Origin of the sequence: Mesobacillus sp. AQ2, from assembly GCF_030122805.1 — a bacterium.
GTDB lineage: Bacteria > Bacillota > Bacilli > Bacillales > Cytobacillaceae > Mesobacillus > Mesobacillus oceanisediminis_A.
Map to the genome: position 1 here is coordinate 1,537,399 of NZ_CP126080.1, position 20,820 is coordinate 1,558,218.

The 20,820-nt window shown below is 41.4% G+C and carries 18 protein-coding genes; 15 read left to right on the forward strand and 3 right to left on the reverse strand.

The window, feature by feature from the left end:
* The first annotated feature begins 363 nt into the window (after positions 1-363).
* The 13 genes from fdhD (at position 364) to QNH36_RS07655 (ending at position 14,873) form a co-directional block, all read left to right on the forward strand.
* Positions 364-1,152 (forward strand): formate dehydrogenase accessory sulfurtransferase FdhD, encoded by a 789-nt coding sequence (gene fdhD, locus QNH36_RS07595; RefSeq protein WP_144474612.1) that lies wholly within the window; start codon positions 364-366, stop codon positions 1,150-1,152.
* A gap of 480 nt (positions 1,153-1,632) precedes the next feature.
* On the forward strand, positions 1,633-2,421 hold the full coding sequence (locus tag QNH36_RS07600; RefSeq protein ID WP_260983503.1) for a transporter substrate-binding domain-containing protein: 789 nt from the start codon (positions 1,633-1,635) through the stop codon (positions 2,419-2,421).
* 129 nt (positions 2,422-2,550) lie between these two features.
* Complete coding sequence (locus tag QNH36_RS07605; protein WP_144474613.1) at positions 2,551-3,210, forward strand: amino acid ABC transporter permease; 660 nt, start codon at positions 2,551-2,553, stop codon at positions 3,208-3,210.
* A gap of 28 nt (positions 3,211-3,238) precedes the next feature.
* Positions 3,239-3,961, forward strand: coding sequence for an amino acid ABC transporter ATP-binding protein (locus QNH36_RS07610; protein ID WP_144474985.1), 723 nt, complete (start codon positions 3,239-3,241; stop codon positions 3,959-3,961).
* A 198-nt stretch (positions 3,962-4,159) separates the two neighbouring features.
* Entirely contained in the window at positions 4,160-5,716 is a 1,557-nt protein-coding gene (locus tag QNH36_RS07615) for a BCCT family transporter (RefSeq protein WP_144474614.1), read from the forward strand.
* 306 nt (positions 5,717-6,022) lie between these two features.
* On the forward strand, positions 6,023-6,712 hold the full coding sequence (locus QNH36_RS07620) for a DUF975 family protein (protein ID WP_144474615.1): 690 nt from the start codon (positions 6,023-6,025) through the stop codon (positions 6,710-6,712).
* Between the two features lie 287 nt (positions 6,713-6,999).
* Positions 7,000-7,530 (forward strand): DinB family protein, encoded by a 531-nt coding sequence (locus tag QNH36_RS07625; protein ID WP_251544215.1) that lies wholly within the window; start codon positions 7,000-7,002, stop codon positions 7,528-7,530.
* Between the two features lie 95 nt (positions 7,531-7,625).
* The gene (locus QNH36_RS07630; RefSeq protein ID WP_144474616.1) at positions 7,626-8,240 is read left to right on the forward strand and encodes a sterol desaturase family protein; all 615 of its coding nucleotides are present in this window, start codon (positions 7,626-7,628) and stop codon (positions 8,238-8,240) included.
* A gap of 189 nt (positions 8,241-8,429) precedes the next feature.
* Positions 8,430-8,966 (forward strand): NfeD family protein, encoded by a 537-nt coding sequence (locus tag QNH36_RS07635; protein ID WP_144474617.1) that lies wholly within the window; start codon positions 8,430-8,432, stop codon positions 8,964-8,966.
* 11 nt (positions 8,967-8,977) lie between these two features.
* Positions 8,978-10,525: a flotillin lipid rafts scaffold protein FloT gene (locus tag QNH36_RS07640; RefSeq protein WP_144474618.1), complete on the forward strand. Its 1,548-nt coding sequence runs from the start codon at positions 8,978-8,980 to the stop codon at positions 10,523-10,525.
* A gap of 194 nt (positions 10,526-10,719) precedes the next feature.
* Positions 10,720-11,628, forward strand: a complete 909-nt coding sequence (locus tag QNH36_RS07645; RefSeq protein ID WP_144474619.1) for a nuclease-related domain-containing protein — start codon at positions 10,720-10,722, stop codon at positions 11,626-11,628.
* Positions 11,629-12,698: 1,070 nt separating this feature from the next.
* Positions 12,699-14,231 (forward strand): carboxypeptidase M32, encoded by a 1,533-nt coding sequence (locus tag QNH36_RS07650; protein ID WP_251544043.1) that lies wholly within the window; start codon positions 12,699-12,701, stop codon positions 14,229-14,231.
* A 27-nt stretch (positions 14,232-14,258) separates the two neighbouring features.
* Positions 14,259-14,873 carry a TetR/AcrR family transcriptional regulator gene (locus QNH36_RS07655; protein ID WP_144474620.1) on the forward strand — a complete coding sequence of 205 codons (615 nt, stop codon included), beginning with the start codon at positions 14,259-14,261 and terminating at the stop codon, positions 14,871-14,873.
* Positions 14,874-14,916: 43 nt separating this feature from the next.
* On the opposite strand, the gene QNH36_RS07660 is transcribed toward QNH36_RS07655, so the two are convergent.
* Positions 14,917-16,407, reverse strand: a complete 1,491-nt coding sequence (locus QNH36_RS07660) for a potassium/proton antiporter (protein ID WP_144474621.1) — start codon at positions 16,405-16,407, stop codon at positions 14,917-14,919.
* A gap of 12 nt (positions 16,408-16,419) precedes the next feature.
* Complete coding sequence (locus QNH36_RS07665; protein WP_144474622.1) at positions 16,420-16,974, reverse strand: tyrosine-type recombinase/integrase; 555 nt, start codon at positions 16,972-16,974, stop codon at positions 16,420-16,422.
* A 145-nt stretch (positions 16,975-17,119) separates the two neighbouring features.
* Here QNH36_RS07665 and QNH36_RS07670 point away from each other — a divergent pair, with 145 nt between their 5' ends.
* Positions 17,120-17,590 (forward strand): hypothetical protein, encoded by a 471-nt coding sequence (locus QNH36_RS07670; RefSeq protein WP_144474623.1) that lies wholly within the window; start codon positions 17,120-17,122, stop codon positions 17,588-17,590.
* A 60-nt stretch (positions 17,591-17,650) separates the two neighbouring features.
* On the opposite strand, the gene QNH36_RS07675 is transcribed toward QNH36_RS07670, so the two are convergent.
* The gene (locus QNH36_RS07675; protein ID WP_283905016.1) at positions 17,651-19,444 is read right to left on the reverse strand and encodes a methyl-accepting chemotaxis protein; all 1,794 of its coding nucleotides are present in this window, start codon (positions 19,442-19,444) and stop codon (positions 17,651-17,653) included.
* A 454-nt stretch (positions 19,445-19,898) separates the two neighbouring features.
* Between QNH36_RS07675 and QNH36_RS07680 the strand changes: the two genes are divergently transcribed.
* A complete protein-coding gene (locus QNH36_RS07680) occupies positions 19,899-20,681 on the forward strand; it encodes a TerC family protein (protein WP_283905017.1) in 783 nt (260 codons plus the stop codon).
* The last annotated feature ends 139 nt before the right edge of the window (positions 20,682-20,820 follow it).

A 20,820-nucleotide genomic window follows, 5' to 3' on the forward strand; every position in this document is an offset into this window, starting at 1 on the left:
TGTGCTTATTTCTTTGCCAACAGAAAACCGCCAATCTTTCCAGCCCTATGCTAAATACACAGGACGTCGTGAGAAAGATCGACGGTTAGAATCAAGCAGGTATCGCTACTCAATGGCCAACAGTTAATCGCTTACATCTCTGTGACACCTTAACCGATGACAGGATCGCTATCTCGAATCAAAATGTTACAGATTTGTGAACTTCGAAAAAATTTTATCACTTTACAAATGCAGATGCAACAACTTTTAGCCTTGCTAAATCAATTTTACACTACACTCGTGTTGTAAATTTTTCTTGAGAAAAAGAAAATACTGTGTTTAGATTTTAAGTATTCTCAAATTCTCAAGATTCAGGTGAAGCCTATGTTGGAAAATATGAGCGATAAATATACGATTACAAAATATCATGATGGACGATTCCAGGACGTAGAGGATGTCGTTGTCAATGAATTCCCGTTGACGATTTATGTGAACGATATGGAGTTCGCAACAATGGTCTGCACTCCGACTCATTTTGAAGAAATGGTTGTCGGCTTCCTGGCATCCGAAGGGGTGATCCGCTCCTATAATGACATCCATTCCCTCAGTATTGACGAGAGCAGGGGATATGCTTACGTCATGCTAAAAGTAAATATGACGACAAACCAGGAATATTTTTCAAAGCGTTTTATTGGATCATGCTGCGGAAAAAGCAGGCAATTTTATTTTCACAATGATGCTAGGACAGCAAAGACTTCCATGTCCAAAACGACAATCACTGCGGCCCAGAGCATTGAACTTATGAACCAGATGCAGAATAATTCACAAGTTTTCCTTGAAACCGGCGGCGTACATAATGCAGCTCTCTGTTCCCCTGAGGAAATGATTGCAGTCAGGACGGATATTGGGCGCCATAATGCGCTAGATAAGTTATATGGATATAGTATTTTGAATAGAGTGCCAGTAAGGAATAAAATCATTGTTTTCAGCGGCCGTATATCATCGGAAGTTTTGTTGAAGGCAGCGAAAATCGGCGTGGGGATTGTGCTATCAAAATCCGCACCAACTGATTTGGCAATCAAACTGGCTAAGGATTTAAACATCACCGCAGTTGGTTTTATAAGAGGAAAATCATTCAATGTCTATTCTTGTCCAGAAAGAATTATAGATTAATAACTTTAGTTCTTTTGTCGTGTCAGCTAATAACTTTATTAAATAATTAGAATGAAGCCAGGCCCTATTTCAAGGGTTCTGGCTTTTTCCAGTATAATGTAATATTTCCGCGCACCTTGTCGGACAAGGAAGAATCGGGAGCATAAAAGAGTATATGCAGGGAAAAGGGAGGCTCGCCAAGCTGAGTGCGTGAGAAGGTGTATTTTCCTGTGATTTCAAGAATTATCAGACAATTTGAATTTTGAAAGCATATTACACGATTGTTACAATTATATTCATAAAAATGTTTTTGGAGTTCAAGATTTTCCACAGCCAAAAGTACGAAAGAACTGTTTTTTAAAATAATAGTTTACTTTATGGGGCAAGCGGGTAAATGATTTTCAGGGTGAATGTTGCGGTTTTTCATACATAGTTGTTGAAGACCGATTAACAGAATAAATATGTACAGAAATTAATCATTATGAGGGGGAGTTTTAAACAGTGAAGAAATTTTTATCATTAATCATTTTGATGGTGACCCTTACAGGTCTCCTCGCTGCATGTGGCAGTGATGAAAAGGCATCAGGCGATGGCGGGATGGATCTTGCTGAGGAGGGCAAATTCACTTTTGCGTCTTCTGGTGAATTCAAGCCATTCAGTGTAACAAGTGGCGGCGGTAAGATGTCAGGCTTTGACATTGATGTAGCCGAAGCAGTGGCAAAGGAACTGGGCCTTGAGCCAAACCAGAAGAAGTTCAAGTTTGCCAGTATTGTAGAAGGAGTCAAGTCAGGACGGTTCGATGCGGCTGTTGCCAGCCATACCATAAATGAAGACCGCTTAAAGCATGTTGATTTTTCCACTCCGTACTACTATTCTGGACCGCAAATCTTTGTCAGGCCTGACAGCGATGTTCAAAAACTTTCAGATCTAAAAGGAAAGGAAATCGCAGTTTCGAAAGGTTCTACCTATGCAAAAACAGCAGAAGAGGTAACAGATAATATTGTGCTTTATGATAGTGACGTAACAGCTTTGGAAGCTTTGGCCAATAAAAGGCACGACGCTGTCATAACGGACTTTGTTACAGGAAAAGAAGCGATTGGTGCCGGTCTTAAAATCGAAGGCAGAGAGCTTCTTGGCCGAAGCGAGCAGGCAATTGCGGTAGCCAAAGACAACGACGAATTACTGAAAAAAGTCAACGAAGCATTGGATACTTTGAGAGAAAATGGAACGTTGAAGAAAATCAGTGAAAAATATTTCGGTGAAGACATCACAGTTAAACCGGAGGAATAAGTTGTCCATCAGGAGCGAATGTGCGGTAAAACCGCACATTCGTTTCTGCTTAAAAATGATGTTTAGCACAATCAGCAAACAATAATTAAGAACCACCGATAAATGAGCCCACAGGGAGTTGAATGAATTTTGCCAAGTCTATCGCATGTTATAGAAGTCTTTTTTGACACGTATGATATTTTCCTTAAAGGCATGCTGCTCACATTGCAAGTTACAGCAATTTCGATTCTAATCGCTATTTTCATAGGATTGTTTTTCGCCTTTTTAAAAATTTCAGGAATCAAAGTACTGGAATGGATTGCTGATGTCTATATTTACCTTGTCAGAGGAACTCCATTGATTGTACAGATTTTCATCTTCTATTTTGGAATGACGAGCTTTAATATATCCGCGTTTTGGTCGGTAGCGCTTGGACTTGCTTTCCATAACGGTGCCTATATTGCCGAAATCTTCAGGGGAACCATCCAGTCCATAGACAAAGGCCAGATGGAAGCAGGCCGTTCACTTGGGATGAGCAAATCCCTTACTATGAGACGAATTATCCTTCCACAGGCTTTCCGTCGTGCCTTGCCCCCACTTGGGAATCAATTCATCATTGGCCTCAAGGATTCATCATTAGCAGCCTTCATAGGGATGTATGAATTATTCAATGTGGCAACGACAAAAGGAGCAAACGATTTTGACAATATGACGTATCTGCTCATTGTTGCCGTATACTACCTATTCCTTGTTTATTTGATATCTGCTCTAGTTGGATTGCTTGAGAAAAAACTATCCGTAAGTGATTAAGGGGGAGACTATTTTGGACGGAAGAGACATGATCAATGTTAAGAAAATGAATAAATCATTTGGCGACCTTCATGTATTGAAGGATGTCGATATAAACGTTAAGGAAAGCGACGTTGTCTGCTTGATTGGCGCCAGCGGCTCTGGCAAAAGCACCCTGCTCCGCTGCCTGAATTTCCTGGAACTAAAAGATAATGGCCAAATTATTATTGAAGGTGAAGAAATAAATTCTGATAGCCACGACTTGAACGAAGTTCGCCAGAAGATCGGAATGGTATTTCAGCACTTCAACTTGTTTCCTCACAAAACCGTAATTGAGAATATTATCGAAGCACCAGTCCATGTTAAGGGTGTCAGCAAAGCACAGGCGATCAAGGAGGCAAGGGAACTCCTCGGCAAGGTTGGGCTTGCAGACAAAGAAAAAGTGTATCCATCCAAACTATCCGGCGGACAGAAGCAGAGGGTGGCTATTGCGAGAGCGCTGGCCATGAAGCCTGATATCATGCTGTTCGATGAGCCAACTTCAGCACTTGATCCGGAGCTGGTGGGAGAAGTATTGGCAACCATGAAGGAGCTTGCAGAAGAGGGCATGACCATGGTAGTCGTCACACATGAAATGGGATTTGCTCGTGAGGTTGCAGATTGGGTCGTTTACATGCATGGAGGAAGAATTGTAGAGGTTGGACATCCTGATGAAATTTTTGATAATCCAACAGAAGAACGCACACGTGAATTCTTAAGCAAGACATTTTAACAAAATGGACGCTTAGCACTATCTAAGCGTCCATTTTTCTTTGAGATATCTGCTGAAGCAACTGATTAGACATGGATTTTTCTGGTTTCATAATGGATATTTCAGGGCGGAAATTTGCAGAATAATTACGTGCTTACATAATCCTTTGTTTCTTCCATCTACTAAATATCTGGAAAATTCATATTATTGGAGGCTGACATGCTCAAAAATATTTTATCTAACTTTGTTTTTTCTATATCAGCTGCGGTGATCTTATTGTTCGTCGTAGTTGGGGCCGCCATGCCAGAAAAATTTGGTGCGGTAGCTGGTGAGTTGTTTAGTTTTACAACCGTTAATTTCGGCTGGTTCTATTTACTGGCCGTGTTCATAATTGTTTTATTCTTGATCGGACTGGCTGTCAGTAAGTATGGAGCAATCCGGCTTGGCGGTGAAGGAGAGCGTCCTGAATTCTCCTTTTTTACCTGGATTGGCATGCTTTTTTCAGCAGGATTCGGGGCAGGACTAGTGTTCTGGGGAATCGCAGAACCTATGAGCCATTTCTTTAATACTCCGTTTGCGAGCATAGAAGGGGAATCCCGCAGTGCGGCAAGAATTGCGATGGGCTATTCCTTTTTCCACTGGGGACTCAGCCAGTGGTCCGTCTTTGCGATTGTTGGGCTGGTGATTGGTTTCTTGCAATTCAGGAAACAAAAAGACGGCTTAGTTTCTACGGCTCTTGAGCCAATTACAGGCACAAAGCCAGCAGTGAAAAACACTATTGATACACTCGCAGTTGTCGCAACTGTCATGGGGATTGCCACTTCTGTAGGGCTTGGTGTTCTGCAAATGAATGGCGGATTGAACGCTGTATTTGATACAGGGAACTCTATCGGAATCCAAATGGTCATTATTTTAATCATTTTCATTGCCTATATGATTTCTTCTTCCACCGGTCTTGATAAAGGTATTGCGATGTTGAGCAACCTTAATCTTGGAATCGCTCTTGTCCTCTTATTATTCGTCCTGATTGCCGGGCCAACTGTATTCATTATGGAAAGCTTCACGCTCGCGATTGGGGATTATTTTGCGAACTTCATCCAGTACAGCCTCAGGCTTCAGCCTTACCAGGAAGGAACCTGGACAAGAGATTGGACAATCTTCTACTGGGCTTGGGCCATTGCCTGGTCGCCGTTTGTCGGGGCATTCGTTGCCCGGGTTTCAAAGGGGAGAACAATACGTGAATACATCTTTGGTGTAATGGTGATTCCCCCTGTGATTGCCTGCCTCTGGATTGCGGCATTCGGCGGTACGGCTTTATGGAATGACCTCAATAACAACACAGGTATTGCTGCGGCAGTAGATGCAGATTTAACCTCTGCTTTATTCAAGACATTCGAAGTTTTGCCTATGTCAACGATTCTGTCGGTTCTATCGATTATCTTGATTTTCACATTCCTGGTAACATCCGCGGACTCTGCAACCTATATACTTGCAAGCATGACGACCTCGGGAAGTCTGAACCCGCCAATATTTGCAAAAATCGTCTGGGGTTCACTAATGGCAGCTATTTCTGCAGTCCTCCTTTATGCTGGGGGACTTGAAGCATTACAGACTGCTTCCTTGATTGCTGCACTTCCATTCACCGTCTTGCTCTTGCTGTTGATGTTCGCGATCCTTAAGCTCCTGAAAAAAGAACCTTTGCCAATCAGGCCAGCAGATTTAAGGAGATTCAAAAGACTTGAGAAAGCAGCAGGAAAGGAACAGGAGAAAAAATGATCCATGCCCATAAAGCAGATTCAGATTGCAGAGAGACTCGATTTTTTCTCGAGACTCTCTGCAGTCTTTTTTTTTTGGAAAATTCCCATTAAAAAGGTATTTAAAAGAAAGGAAGAATTTCCGATATAATAACCATGTAACCAATATGAAAACCTAACAAAGAATGTTTACCAGGGATGATTTTATGGAATCTAACATCTTCCTACGGCTGTTTCATAAAATATTCGATGTATTTGTTAATGATTTTAAAAATATACTTGGGGTATCTTCGTATTGTCAGTACAAACAACTATAGGAGGAGAAAGAATGAACTTATCGATTTCACAAATTAAAAAGAAGGCACTGGCATCATTGAAAGGAAAGTGGGGTATTGGAGTCGCCCTGACGTTCCTTATCTTTTTGATTACGACGATTGTGCCGGGAATTATTGAAGTTTTATTGAGCGGCGGTTTTTCAGAGTGGGCTAATCAGGATGAAACCCCACTAATAGCAGATATGGTGAATCTATTGATCTCGTTTTTGTTTATCCCGCTGACAGTTGCAAGCTACTGGTTCTTTCTTGTCATTACCAGGTGGAATGATCCAAAAATCTCCGATATCTTTGCTGTTTATAAAAAATGGGAGCTATCGCTGAAGCTCATCGGAACATCTATCCTAGTCGGAATCTTTACGATTCTATGGTCTTTATTATTAATTATCCCGGGAATTATCAAGGGAATTTCCTATTCTCAAGTATTTTTCCTGCTTAGAGATAATCCGCAGCTTTCCGCTCTTGAAGCGATTACAGAAAGTAAAATCAGGATGAAGGGGTACAAATGGAAGTATTTCCTGCTGAATCTTAGCTTTATTGGATGGGCATTCATTGCAATCTTTACTTTCGGAATTGGTTTCTTGTGGCTGGCTCCGTACATTAGTACCGCGAATGCTACTTTTTATAATGAACTAATCGCTCCCAAAGGTCATGAAGATGCAGAGTCATCCGACTTGGCTATCTAATTTTTCAGCCCGGCTATATTTTAGCTGGGCTTTTTGTTTTGTTCGGCCGGCTCAGCGAAGTCAAAGGAACGACTTCATCGGTAGCCCATCCAGCACTTGTCCGGGCTGACCGAGCAGCTTGTGCCTTTTTATTCAAACTTATTATCACTCTTCAGTTTCTGGGAAGCTTTCCTCCCGCATTCGGGATTGTTCATCTGGATTCCATAAAATAAAGGATAATCATGGAAAAAGTCGAATAGTATTAATCTCAGTACGTTTCAGAAATGGAGGAAAAACTTGTGTTTGATATGTCTACGATTTTTCTGGTGGATCAAAAAGAAGGATTCACTCCAACACTCGGCCATTTGGTGTCGATGATGAACTACACGCGGAAAACCACTCTGGAGGCAGTGGAGGGGCTATCGATCGAGGAGTTGGATTACCTTATTCATGATGAAGCAAATTCCATCGGCATGCTGCTTGGCCATATGGCTGCCGTGGAACGCATCTATCAAATTGTTACCTTTGAAAAGCGTGACCCTACTGAAGAAGAAGAGCATACTTTAGCTGCCGGACTAGAACTAGGCGAGAAGGGGAAGGCAGCTTTTAAAGGATTGCCGCTAGATCATTATCTTGAAGAACTCCAGACAGTCCGAAATGAAACCTATGAAAAATTCCAGACTCTTTCAGATGATTGGTTGTTTGAACAGACCAATTGGTGGTGGAACCAGCCTGGGAACAATTACTTTAAATGGTTCCACGTGTACGAAGATGAAATCAACCACCGCGGCCAGATCAGGATGATCAAGAAAATGTACAGTAAAGAACTTGTAAAATAATATACCAGATGGCCGTTGGGAGATTAGAAGGTTTCTAATTTGCTATTGGGTGAACAGTCAGGAAATAAATTAATGGATTAAAAGGGGGCTGAGAAGTGAAAAAGCTATATAAGGACTTTTTGTTTTTTCCGGATATTAGTATCTTGATATTTTTAATATTTGCTGGCATCGGGATGTCCATCTTGAGAGGCATGACATGGTCCATGGTTTTATTTTTCATTGCAGGTATGATTACATTCGCTTTCAGTGAATATTTTACCCACCGCTTCTTCTTCCATATTAAAGCACCGAAGAACCCATTATTCCTAAGATTCATGAAAAGAATCCACTACGACCATCACACTGAACCGAATAACCTGAAGTTGTTATTCCTGCCATTGTGGTACAGTTTACCAGGCTTTTTGATCCTGTCGTTTCTTTTTTATCTAGTTTCTCAGAATGTGACTCAGACTATTGGATTTGGTACGGGGCTGATGACAATGCTGCTTGTCTATGAGTGGAAGCATTATGTTGCCCACCGGCCAATTAAGCCAAAGACCAAATTCGGACGTTGGGTGAAAAAGGTTCATCTTCTTCATCATTATAAGAATGAGAATTTTTGGTACGGTGTTAGCACCCCGTTTGCCGATTACTTATTTGGGACATTCGGGAACGAAAAGGAAGTTGAAACAAGCAAAACAGCGAAGGATTTGGAAAAACGAGTCTTATAACAGTAGGCCTGTTTCCTCTAATAGGAAACAGGCTTTTCATTAGTTTTGGTTTTCATGGAAGGCTTTAGCTATTTTTCTACAAATTTTTAAAAGTTTTGAAACTTATTTCCAGTACAATCGTATTACATATCAAGAAATAAATGGAAGAAGGGAGGGTGCGAATTTCGATTTTAGCAAGGGGTGATAATTATGGAGATGTTTGGCATGCCATTAGAAACGATTTATTTATATGGATTGGTGATTTCGGGTGTTGTCACGATTCTTTATCTATTTTTCGGTGACGCCCTTGAAGGACTGGCAGAAGCGATTCCTTTTGTGAATCCGACCTTGATTTTTTCATTCGTGACGATTTTTTCTGCAGGAGGATATTTAGGAGAAATCTTCACACGTCTGCCCAGCTTATTGATTGCTGGGGTTTCAGCGATTATTGCTCTTATTCTTGTCACTTTATTGAATGTGTTTGTATTGATTCCCTTATCGAATGCCGAGGAGTCACTTGTCTACAAGGATAGTGACTTGCGGGGAAGAATCGGAACCGTCATCACCGGGATTCCGACTGATGGATATGGTGAAGTCTTGATTGAGAATATTAGCGGCCGCATCTCCAAACCGGCAGTCAGCTTCACAAACACTAACATTCCTTATGGAAAAAAAGTACTCGTGATCGACATCGAAAACGGGGTTCTGCAAGTGAAATTATATGAAGAATTAGAGACTTATATTTAGGAGGAGAAGGTATGGATCTAATGTTAATTGTTATTGGTTTTGTTGTCTTTTTAATCATCGCATTGGTCGCCGTTTTCATTACGAAGTATAAAACAGCCGGACCTGATGAAGCTCTTATTGTGACTGGTAGCTTTCTTGGAAGCCGAAATGTCCACACAGATGAATCGAGTAACAAAATAAAGATCATCAGGGGCGGAGGTACATTCATTTTCCCGGTATTCCAGCAATCACGTCCGCTTAGCCTGTTGTCCAGCAAGCTTGAAGTGACGACTCCTGAAGTTTACACAGAGCAGGGTGTACCGGTTATGGCAGATGGTACTGCGATTATCAAAATCGGCGGATCCATCAGTGAAATCGCCACAGCAGCTGAACAGTTCCTTGGCAAGACAAAAGAAGACAGGGAAAATGAAGCGAAGGAAGTTTTAGAAGGGCATCTTCGGTCGATTTTGGGGTCGATGACAGTAGAAGAAATCTATAAGAACCGTGATAAATTCTCCCAGGAAGTACAGCGTGTGGCATCCCAGGACCTTGCAAAAATGGGGTTAGTGATCGTTTCGTTTACAATTAAAGATGTCCGGGATAAAAATGGATACCTTGATTCTCTTGGTAAACCTAGAATTGCCCAGGTCAAACGTGACGCAGATATCGCAACTGCTGATGCGGAAAAAGAGACACGCATCAAGAAAGCGGAAGCCGATAAAGAGGCCAAGAAAGCCGAATTCGAACGTGCGACAGAAATCGCCGAAGCCGAAAAAATCAATGGATTAAAAATGGCTGAATTCCGCCGTGAGCAGGACATTGCCAAGGCTCGTGCCGACCAGGCATATGACCTCGAAAATGCCCGTGCCCAGCAAGAGGTAACAGAGCAGGAAATGCAGGTCAAGATCATCGAGCGCCAAAAGCAAATCGAGCTCGAGGAAAAAGAAATCCTGCGCCGTGAACGCCAATATGATTCCGAGGTCAAGAAAAAAGCCGACGCAGACCGCTACTCTGTTGAGCAATCCGCAGCCGCTGACAAAGCCAGACAAATCGCGGAAGCTGATGCAAATAAATACCGCATTGAAGCAATGGCACGTGCCGAAGCAGAGCGAATCCGCATGGATGGACTTGCAAAAGCCGAAGCCGAGCGGGCACAGGGTGAAACTGAAGCTGAAATCATCCGCCTGAAAGGGATTGCGGAAGCAGAGGCAAAAGAAAAGATTGCCGAAGCATTCGAACAGTTTGGCCAGGCAGCCATCCTCGATATGATCGTGAAAATGCTTCCTGAATACGCGAAGCAAGTGGCAGCCCCACTTGGAAACATTGACAAGATCACCGTTGTCGATACTGGCGGCAGTGACGCCAATGGCGGGGCAAACAAGGTAACAGGCTATGCAACGAATCTAATGTCGACACTCCAGGAATCACTAAAAGCATCATCAGGTATTGATGTAAAGGAACTGATTGAGAACTTCTCAGGAAAAGCCAATGTCAGACACAGTATCGATGCATTGGCAGGCGAAATCCGTGAAAACAAGCCCGAAAATAGAATTGAAGCAGTGATTAAGCAGGAAGATTAATTTGAAAACCCGCCTGGAGCGATGATTCCAGGCGGGTTTTTATTTAAAACTAAAAGCAATCAATCAGAGGGCTTGAACAAAATTGTATGCAGGCTCATTTAATCAGGGAAACTACGGTGGGAAAAGTTAACGGAATATTCACAAATACGGAAGGCGGTTTAGATTAAAATAAGCTTAAAGAAAGGAAGTGGAATATGTTACTTAAAAAAAGAACTGAATCGAATGAATTAGTTGCATTGAGGTATCTGAACACAAGGATGGAGTTGGCCGCAAATGAAAAATTCCATCTTGTGAATCTGGAAAAGGGGTATAAAGGAGAGGTTGAATTTGACCGGATGACTGAAAACCTCCCTGAGGAAAGGTATATCATGGATGACCTTCTACTCCAGGTAAATAATTCTTATTTTCAAATTGATAAGGTTATAATCTCTGGGGGATTGATCCATCTATTGGATGTGAAATATCATGAAGGTGATTTTTACCTGGAATCAGATAAATTTTACTCATTGAAAAGTGGCAAAGAATACAAAAATCCAGTCATACAATTAAAGCGAAGCGAGACACTCTTTCGCCAACTCCTTCAGAACCTCAAATTAAATTACCTCGTCCAGGCTTCTGTCGTGTTCAACAACCCCGAATTCACACTTTACCAAGCCCCAATGGACCAACCAATCATCTTACCAACCCAGATCAATCGCTTTTTAAAAGAACTTACCAATACACCTTCTAAGTTAGACGAGAACCATAAAATACTAGCCCAAAAACTGCTCTCCTTGCACCATGATAAAAATCCATTTACCACTCTGCCTGAATATGATTATGATCAGATGGAAAAGGGGATGCACTGCAGGACTTGTGGTTCATTCAATACAGTGATTAAAAACTATGACTTAGTCTGCGGTAAATGTAGTGAACAGGAAAGGATTGATCAAGCCATTCTGCGATATATACAGGAATTAAAAGTGCTTTTTCCTGAAATTAAAATTACAACGCAGATTATCTATGAATGGTGCCAAGAAAAAATTAGCAAGAAGACAATAACCAGAATTTTAAAGAAGAACTATGTATCAACCGGCAGGACCTGTGGTACTTATTATGAATAATTCTAATAAAATCATTTCAATGCTTTTTTAACACATTAAGAGTTGTATAAGGGTTGGGGAATGTTTCAAGCTTTCCGAAGTAGCTGTGTGTTCGGACAGGTTTCAGGGTGAACAAGGAAAAGTTGTCCGAAGTAGTGATGAGTTCGGACAGGTTTCAGTGTGAACAAGGAAAAGTTGTCCCAAGTAATCCCGGGTTCGGACAGGTTTCAGGCAGAACAAGTAAAAGCTGTCCGAAGTAGCTCTGTGTTCGGACAGGTTTCAAGCAGAACAAGCAGAAGCTGTCCAAAGTAGCCCTGAGTTCGGACAGGTTTCAGGAAGAACAAGCAAAAGCTGTCCAAAGTAGCTCTGTGTTCGGACAGGTTTCAGGCAGAATAAGCAAAAGCTGTCCGAAGTAGCCCTGTGTTCGGACAGGTTTCAGGCAGAACAAGGAAAAGCTGTCCGAAGTAGCCCTGTGTTCGGACAGGTTTCAGGCAGAACAAGGAAAAGCTGTCCGAAGTAGCCCTGTGTTTGGACAGGTTTCAGACTGAACGAGCAAAAGCTGTCCGAAGTAGTGCCGAGTTCAGACAGGTTTCAGACTGAACGAGCAAAAGCTGTCCGAAGTAGCTCTGTGTTTGGACAGGTTTCGGGCAGAACAAGCAGAAGCTGTCCGAAGTAGTCCCGAGTTCGGACAGGTTTCAAGCAGAATAAGCAGAAGCTGTCCAAAGTAGTCCTGAGTTCGGACAGGTTTCGGTGTGAACGGCCAAAAGCTGTCCGAAGTAGTCCCGAGTTCGGACAGGTTTCAGACTGAACGAGCAAAAGCTGTCCGAAGTAATCCCGAGTTCGGTCAGCTTTCAGACTGAACGAGCAAAAGCTGTCCGAAGTAATCCCGAGTTCGGACAGCTTTCGGGGCGAACAAGCAAAAACTACTGGTTAATCAGGAAAGCGCCATGCATATGATACAGTCCGTTCCTAATCATAGCATTCATTGTTATTCCGTTATTGATAATTTTGTGATAATTGAAAAAACAAAGTAATATAGATTATAATAAACCGACTGGACAGTTTATTTCAAAAAATTAGGGGGAGATATCATGGAACAAAAGGTGATGAATCAACCAATCATCTCAGCACTGGAAAAATTCACGGAGCTGGATGAAAAAATATCACATTTTAATAGTATTTCAGGATTGCTTAGCTGGGACCAGAAAGTGATCGCTCCAAAGAAGGGCCGATCTATTTTCGCGAAAGCCAGCAGTACCTTAAGAACAGAAGCGTTCAAGCTGACCGTTTCAGAGGAAATGGGAGAACTTTTAAGCGCACTCTCTTCTCCAGAAGCAGATGCTTATCTTGATGACGCAGCAAAAGCGAAGGTTCGTGAAAGGCTGAATTTCTATAACCGTTCAAAAAGTATTCCGGCAGAAATGATCAAGGATTTTTCCGTGCTGACATCACAGGCGAATGATGCCTGGGAAGAGGCAAGGGAGAATAACGACTTTGAGAAATATCTGCCATACCTTGAAAAAATCGTTGATTTTAAAAGAAAGGCCGTTGAGATTTATGGCTATGAAAATCATCCATACGATGCGCTGCTTGATGAGTATGAACCTGGCTTGACTGTTGAAAGGCTGGATCCTTTATTTGATAAATTAAGAAAATCAAGCACTGATTTGCTAAAGAGGATTCAACATGCGCCCTATAAGCCGCGAGCAGAAATTTTTGATCAGGCTTATTCGGTGGCGAAACAAAAAGAGTTCAACCGATATATTTTGCCGCTGATTGGCTTTGATATGAATGCCGGCAGATTGGATGAGACAGTTCATCCATTCGCGCAGACGGTTAATACTGGAGATGTGCGGATTACCACCAGATATTTAGAAAATAATGTTCGTTCGGCCATTTTCGGTACGATCCATGAGGCCGGTCATGGTATTTATGAGCAAAACATTGATCAGCAGTTCGAGGATACTGTCCTCCAGGAAGGGGCTTCTTTCGGAATCCATGAGTCCCAGTCACGCTTCCTTGAAAATATGGTGGGGCGAAGCGAAGAATTCTGGAAATACTTTTATCCGAAGCTGCAAGAACATTTCCCTGAACAGCTTGGGGATGTCGAGCTGGATGATTTCTACCGTGCAGTCAATGCAGTTCAGCCATCATTCATCAGGGTCGAAGCCGATGAACTGACATATAATCTGCATATCATGGTCCGTTACGAAATTGAAAAGGCATTGATTGCCGGGGAAGTAGAAGCGAAGGATCTTCCTGCAATATGGAACTCGAAGATGAATGAATATTTGGGAGTAACACCTTCCAGTGATAGCGAGGGAGTACTTCAGGACATTCACTGGTCGTTTGGCGGATTTGGATATTTCCCATCGTATTCTTTGGGGAATTTGTATGCAGCCCAGATACTAAACAAAATTAAAACGGATGTGCCTGATTTTTACGGAAGCATTGAAAAAGGTGACTTTGCCGTGATCCAAAAATGGTTGAAGGAGAACATTCATCAATATGGTATGCTTTATACACCAAACGATTTAATCGTAAAAGCTACCGGTGAAGAACTGAATGCGGATTATCTGGTTCAATATCTGGAAGACAAATACCGCAAAGTATACAAACTATAATATTAGCTGGAAATAGAGGTAACGGAAATGGCGCCAATTGTTTCAGAGGAGTACAAGGAAAGGAAGCGGCAGGAGATTTTGCAGAGTGCCCATGCCTGTTTTGCCAAGAAAGGGTTTGAAGCATCAACTGTGGATGACATTGTCGCACAATCTGGCCTGAGCAAAGGGGCGATCTACAATTATTTCAAAAGTAAGGATGAAATCTACCTTGCCCTGATGGATGGCCAGACTAGAGAGTCAGGCACAAAATTCGCGAAGGCAATAGCAGAACGATCGACTGCTTTGGAGAAGCTTGATTTTCTGGTTGATGCCTATCTGGGTAATGACCCGAACGATGCTGAGAACAAGGACGAGGCACTTGTTCATTTCGAGTTCAGGCTTTATTCAACACGAAATCCTGAATTAAAGAAAACATTGACGGAGAGATATAAAAATTTCTTTGTTACTTTGTTAGCAGGCATTATTGAGGAAGGGCAGGGATCGGGAGAATTTGATATTCATCTTGATCCAGCCACTTATGCGGATATTTTTTGGGCGATGGTAAATGGAGTCACATTACAGGCGACAATTCTTGATGGGTATAGATATAAAAACACGTTAAAAGAAATGCAAGCGATGTTCGTCGAAAAACTGAGGGCATAATGAAAAACCAGTGGGGCAAAATCCCACTGGTTTTTCAATTAACTCAAGAGTTTTCTGGACTGATTGATTTTTCCTTTAAAAGTTTTTTTAACTGGGGTTTATTTTTCCTGGCAGACAAGATGTAAAGAAAATCCCCTGCCAATATGGCTGTATTTCCAGTAGGAGCTGTCAGTTTACCATCACGGATAATGGCATTTACCAGTGTCCCTTCCGGAAAGGGGATATCCATCAAAGTTTTTCCTATGATCGCACTATCACTTTCCATCTCATATTCTATCATTTCAGCATCGGCTTTTCCAAGGGAAACTAGTTCAAGTGACTGCATTGGTGTCGTTTTCTTGGGTCCGTTTAGTCCAAGTTTATCCGCTAACTTTGGAATCGTGGCACCTTGAATCAAGGCGCTTGTCAGTACGACGAAGAAAACAACATTGAACATCTTATGGCTGTTTTCAATCCCGGCAAGTAACGGGAAGGTGGCCAGAATGATCGGAACTGCACCTTTAAGTCCTGCCCATGAAAGGAAAATCCGTTCTTTTTGGGAGTAATTCATTTTTATTGTTGAGATAAAAACGGCTACAGGTCTAGCCACAAGCATTAGAATCACAGAAATTAGAAGACCCTGAATTAAAATATCCAGACTGAATAGTTCTGTTGGAAATACAAGGAGTCCAAGGATGACAAACATAAGGATTTGCATCATCCAGGCGAACCCTTCTGAAAAACGGAAAATGGAATGGCGGTAAGCAATCTCAGCATTTCCGATTATGATGGCGGCAACGTAGACAGCAAGCAGACCACTTCCATTCAAAAACGCTGTTAGTCCATAAGTCAGCAGAGCAAAAGCTGTTGCGAAAACTGGATACAGACCGCTGGAATCAAGGTTGATGGAGTTCAGGGCTTTAACAGCGATTCTTCCAAAGATTATTCCAAGAATCAGGCCCAGTCCCATCTGCAAGAAAAAGTCCCCAATCAATTTTAGGATACTTGCATCAGGTAAGGTAATTAGTTCAATCATTGCTACTGTTAAGAACACAGCCATCGGATCATTAGAACCTGATTCGGCTTCGAGTGTTGAACCTAGTTTTGGAGAGACATTGTGACCCTTCAGGACAGCAAAAACAGCTGCAGCATCAGTGGATCCAACGATCGCACCAAATAATATCGCTTCTAGCCAATCAAGTCCCAAAATCCATTTTGCAGCAATAGCTACGATACCCGAGGTGATCAACACTCCAAGCGTTGCAAGTGATAAAGAAGGTACGATCACCGGCCTGACGTCTTTCCAATTTGTTTGCAGTCCGCCTTCAAATAGAATGATGACGAGAGCAATGACACCGATCATTTGAGTCATTGCTGCATTATCAAAATAAACAATGCCAAGGACATCGCTGCCCATGATCATTCCTACCATGATAAAGAAGATAAGTGAGGGAACACCCAATCTGGTTGAAAATCTGGTCGTTAATACTCCGACAATAAATAAGAAAGCCAAAAGTAAAATAAACGAATCGGTACTTAGAACACTTTCATTCAATGAAAGACCCCCTTATAAATTAATATTTATTGTGACTGTAACTGGCTGCTGGTCCAATCCGATGAAATGCATCGTTTCAGATGAAGATGAATGCTGAAGTCTTTTCTGGATAAGAGAAATGGCAACACCCTGGGAATAGGCATGGTAACCAAAGGTCTTTCTGAGAGTGGTCATTCCAACAGGTTCCATGATCCCAGCCTCTTTTGCAGCTGCATTGATGATTCGATATGCTTGCTGTCTTGTTATAGGTTCTGAAGTTTTTCTTGATTTAAAAAGATAATCCGTACTAATTAGGGAATTTTCATTTAAGTATCTTTTAAGAACCTTCCTAATTAATGCATTTAAATAGATAGGAGGATTGGTGTAATGAGGAATTGAAAGAAATTCTGCTATTTTTCCTTCTTCGTTGCAGACATCATGAACACGAAGGCTCAAAAGTTCCTGAAGCTTGATGCCGGTATTTATCCCCAGCAAAAAAAGACTGTAATCCCTGGTTGAATGTGCTTCTAGATATCTCTTCATTTGTTCAATCTGATTTTTTGATTTTATGGGGCTTACTGCATGCATTGTTCCACCTCCTTATGTAACTTAATTATACCCTATTTCAGGTTGTGTAACATATAAAATGCTTAAAAAGAGTTTTTTTTATTTAGCTTTTCCTAAATGGTATAATGAACAGAATCAAAAATTTGTCCTTAATCTGGAGGCAATTATGCTGACTTTTGAACAAAAACTTTCAATTATTGAATCTTTTCCGGAACTGGAACGGAAAAATGTATCTTTGGGCCGTGTTAACTTCCATTATGAAGATAGCATCTATGACAAGAAAAATGTTGTATACCACTTACATCCAAATGGGAATGGGTTTGTCTATGGAGAATTTTTAGAGGGATATGACCTTGATCCTAAGGGCATGGTGAATATTCGCGAATTTACTGCGGAGGAGCTTAAATCGATCATTGAACTTTCAATTGAGTCCCTTTCACCTAACAGTACCATTGAATCAGCCATCATAGAGGACAATGAGGAAGAACGCTGGGTGAATACAGAAAACCACACACTGATTCTTGTCCATGAAGATGATATGTGGAATGTGTATGCCGGACTGAATCTGGACGGTACCTTTCTTTCTTACAATGAAGCGAAACAATATTTAGAAGAAGAAGGATTCAGGAAAAGATAAAAAGGATGCCCGCAGGCATCCTTTTTACTTTTTATCATTCCAATAAGAATTAACAGAAGCTTATAATTTAAATCTGCCAGTCAACTTTTCTAACTCTAATGCTGTTTGTTGGAGCACTTTAGTTGTTTCATTCACATTTTCAGCTATTCTCAACTGGTCCTGTGTTGATTGGTCTGTCTGGCTTGTACCTGCGGCAATTTGCTGGGATGCCTGTGAGACAGTATCGAGTGAGTTTGTGATTTGTTCGATTGCAATGACCTGCTGTTCAATCGCGGAAGCAATATTGCTCGAGTTATCTTCGATCTCCAATGTTGTTTCATATATTTCTTTCAGTGTATCTTTGGCGTGAATCGAAAGGTTTTTATTGAATTGAACAGCTTCTTTCGTCTTGATGATGTAATCTACTGCATTACGTGTATTTTGAACATTCTCATTAACAATGGAAATAATTGTTGAAGCTGACTTCGCACTCTCTTCAGCAAGTTTCCTGACTTCATTTGCGACCACTGCAAAGCCTTTTCCATGTTCACCGGCCCTTGCAGCTTCTATAGCTGCGTTTAAAGCCAGCAGGTTTGTCTGGTCAGAAATTGTGTTGATGATTTTAACAAACTGGGTGATTTTGTCGGACTGTTTTTCAAGTTCTGTTATGATATCAGCCAGCTGATTTGTATTCTCATCAACTGCTTCCAGTCCCTCGAGCATTTCATCAATTCTCTTCGTGCCTTCTCTGGAGGTCGCAGTTGAATTTTTGGCGATGTAGCTTGCCTGTTGTGCCGAGGCGTTGATTTCCTCGATTCCTGCATTGATTTCTTCCAAAGTTGCCTGCATTTCCTCTATATTGGCATTCTGCTCCTGTGTGCTTGCAGCTGCCTGTTGGTTCGCTGCAGTCAATTCCCTGATGGCTTCTACAGAACTTGAAGCTACCTTGGATAACCCCATAGTTTCAGTGGATACTTCCTTTGTACTGTCCTGAACCTGTGAAACCAAAGTACGGAGTGAAGCAGTCATCTTATTGATGCTATCAGCCAGTGCGCCGATTTCATCCTTTGAACGGACCTTTATGTCATCCTGTGACAAATCGCCATTTGCAATATTTGATGTCAGGTTTTTTATTTTATCCAATGGCGTAATCAGTCTTGAAACCAGGAAATACATTGCTGCGCTTGAAAGAAGCAGGATTATGATGGACAGGATCCAAATTCCTGCAACTTCACCATTGATCTTTTTATTTATTTGGGAAACATCAAACTCGACCCCGTATAATGCGATTGTTTTTCCACCCATGTCATTGATTGGGGCAAATCCGGACATTTTTTCCCCAGTATCCGACTTATATATTTCAGTTGTCGTTCTTTTGTTTTCCTTAAAAGCCTCTACTGCGGCCCGGTCAAATGCTTTTCCGCCTGAATATTGTGAACCATATGTGAGCTCATCCGTCATCATTGCAGAACTCATAGTCGGAATTATGAATTTGTCACCATCCATGGTGATTAAATAAAGATTATGTATTAAAGGATTCTCCTTCAAAATTTGATCCATTTGTTTTTGCATTGAGGTGACACCAGGATTGTTTTTAGATGGATTGCTGATGATGGTCTGTGCTTTACCGACTGAAACCTGATCCGACAACAAGCTTGAAAGCGTAGTGAGTTCGGCTTCCATTGAGTCGAAATTGCTGGACTTTATCGTATGCTGGGCATAGAAAGTTGTAGCCATTGCAAGGACAAGTATTGAAATGATACTTAAAGATACAATTTTCAGCTTTAAACTCATATTTCTGTTAAGCAGTTTTTTGCCTGGCTTTTTCTGTACTGCTGTCTTTTTGACAGAGTTCTGTCTTTTCTTAAAACGCAATTTGTCCACTCCCTCTTTTCTACATAGACGAAAATATCGTTATTGTTATTTTCGGCAAATTTCAAAATTTGTTAAGCAAAAAGTACTATTCTGTGAAATGTTTATTACATGTTTTCTATTGATTGCTGAATATGGAAATGTTCTCAGGGACCGAGACCCTATTCGACCCACCTGAAAAATTCATGTTTGTTAATATAAGCCTTGTAAATTGACTAATAACAGATGCTCCAATATATTTAAGTTAAGAGGATCATCCTTTTTTAAGGGGAGTAGCTGTCACAATAAAGTCGTCATGCCGAGATGGAAATCTCCGGCTTTATTGGCAACATGACGTTGTTAGCAAGACCTTTACTGGAAACGGTAAAGGTCTTTTTCTATTTGATTCAGCCCTTTGCCATTTGAGGCAAGGGTTTTTATCGTTTGCCGCGGATGATTCGGAATGGAGGAGTAGAAAATGGAATTTACTTTGTTGCTTGAGTATGGCTGGGTACTGCTTGTGCTTATATTTATGGAGGGGCTTTTAGCGGCGGATAATGCATTGGTGCTGGCGATCATGGTGAAGCACCTTCCTGAAGATAAACGTAAAAAAGCCCTGTTTTATGGCCTCGCAGGAGCATTCGTATTTCGATTTACATCATTATTTGTTCTTTCTTTCATGGTTGATATATGGCAAGTTCAGGCTATTGGGGCATTGTATCTTTTGTTCATGTCATTAAGCCAAATTATTAAAAAACTGTTCCCTTATGAAAAAATTAAGAAGGAAGTCAGGACCCAAAAAAGGGAAAACAAAAGCGGCTTTTGGATGACCGTACTGAAAGTGGAAGTAGCCGACATTGCCTTTGCCATCGATTCGATTCTCGCAGCAGTTGCATTGGCAGTGGTGTTGCCAGAAACTCCAATCCCCGATATCGGCGGAATGGACGGTGGTCAATTTCTTGTCATATTTGCGGGCGGCATGATTGGAGTGATCATCATGAGATTCGCTGCGAATATGTTCGTCAATCTGCTTGAAAAAAGGCCAGGTCTTGAAATTGCTGCATTTGCAATCGTCGGCTGGGTTGGGGTGAAACTGGCAGTATTGACCTTATCTCATCCGGCACTGGGAGTAATCAATCAGGATTTCCCTCACTCGACATTATGGAAGGTGATTTTCTATGCTGTTCTAGGCGGGATAGCTGCTGCTGGATGGTTCCTATCCAATAGAAGGGTTGAAAAGACCTTTAAAAAGGCATCATAATCAAATATAACATCCATCGGCAATTAGGGAATTGTTCAAGATTTGCTGATATATTGCGGTGCAATATCGAATACTAGGATTGTATTGATTCATGTTCTTTCTATATAATGCGTTAGTTGCTTAACATACGGGTATAATT

Coding starts and splice junctions, on each gene's coding strand:
- QNH36_RS07665 (WP_144474622.1), bottom strand. CDS start 16,974: ATGCATGCAGTAAGCCCCATAAAATCAAAAAATCAGATTGAACAAATG.
- QNH36_RS07635 (WP_144474617.1), top strand. CDS start 8,430: ATGGAGATGTTTGGCATGCCATTAGAAACGATTTATTTATATGGATTG.
- QNH36_RS07615 (WP_144474614.1), top strand. CDS start 4,160: ATGCTCAAAAATATTTTATCTAACTTTGTTTTTTCTATATCAGCTGCG.
- QNH36_RS07610 (WP_144474985.1), top strand. CDS start 3,239: ATGATCAATGTTAAGAAAATGAATAAATCATTTGGCGACCTTCATGTA.
- QNH36_RS07640 (WP_144474618.1), top strand. CDS start 8,978: ATGGATCTAATGTTAATTGTTATTGGTTTTGTTGTCTTTTTAATCATC.
- fdhD (WP_144474612.1), top strand. CDS start 364: ATGTTGGAAAATATGAGCGATAAATATACGATTACAAAATATCATGAT.
- QNH36_RS07650 (WP_251544043.1), top strand. CDS start 12,699: ATGGAACAAAAGGTGATGAATCAACCAATCATCTCAGCACTGGAAAAA.
- QNH36_RS07655 (WP_144474620.1), top strand. CDS start 14,259: ATGGCGCCAATTGTTTCAGAGGAGTACAAGGAAAGGAAGCGGCAGGAG.
- QNH36_RS07625 (WP_251544215.1), top strand. CDS start 7,000: ATGTCTACGATTTTTCTGGTGGATCAAAAAGAAGGATTCACTCCAACA.
- QNH36_RS07645 (WP_144474619.1), top strand. CDS start 10,720: ATGTTACTTAAAAAAAGAACTGAATCGAATGAATTAGTTGCATTGAGG.
- QNH36_RS07620 (WP_144474615.1), top strand. CDS start 6,023: ATGAACTTATCGATTTCACAAATTAAAAAGAAGGCACTGGCATCATTG.
- QNH36_RS07680 (WP_283905017.1), top strand. CDS start 19,899: ATGGAATTTACTTTGTTGCTTGAGTATGGCTGGGTACTGCTTGTGCTT.
- QNH36_RS07670 (WP_144474623.1), top strand. CDS start 17,120: ATGCTGACTTTTGAACAAAAACTTTCAATTATTGAATCTTTTCCGGAA.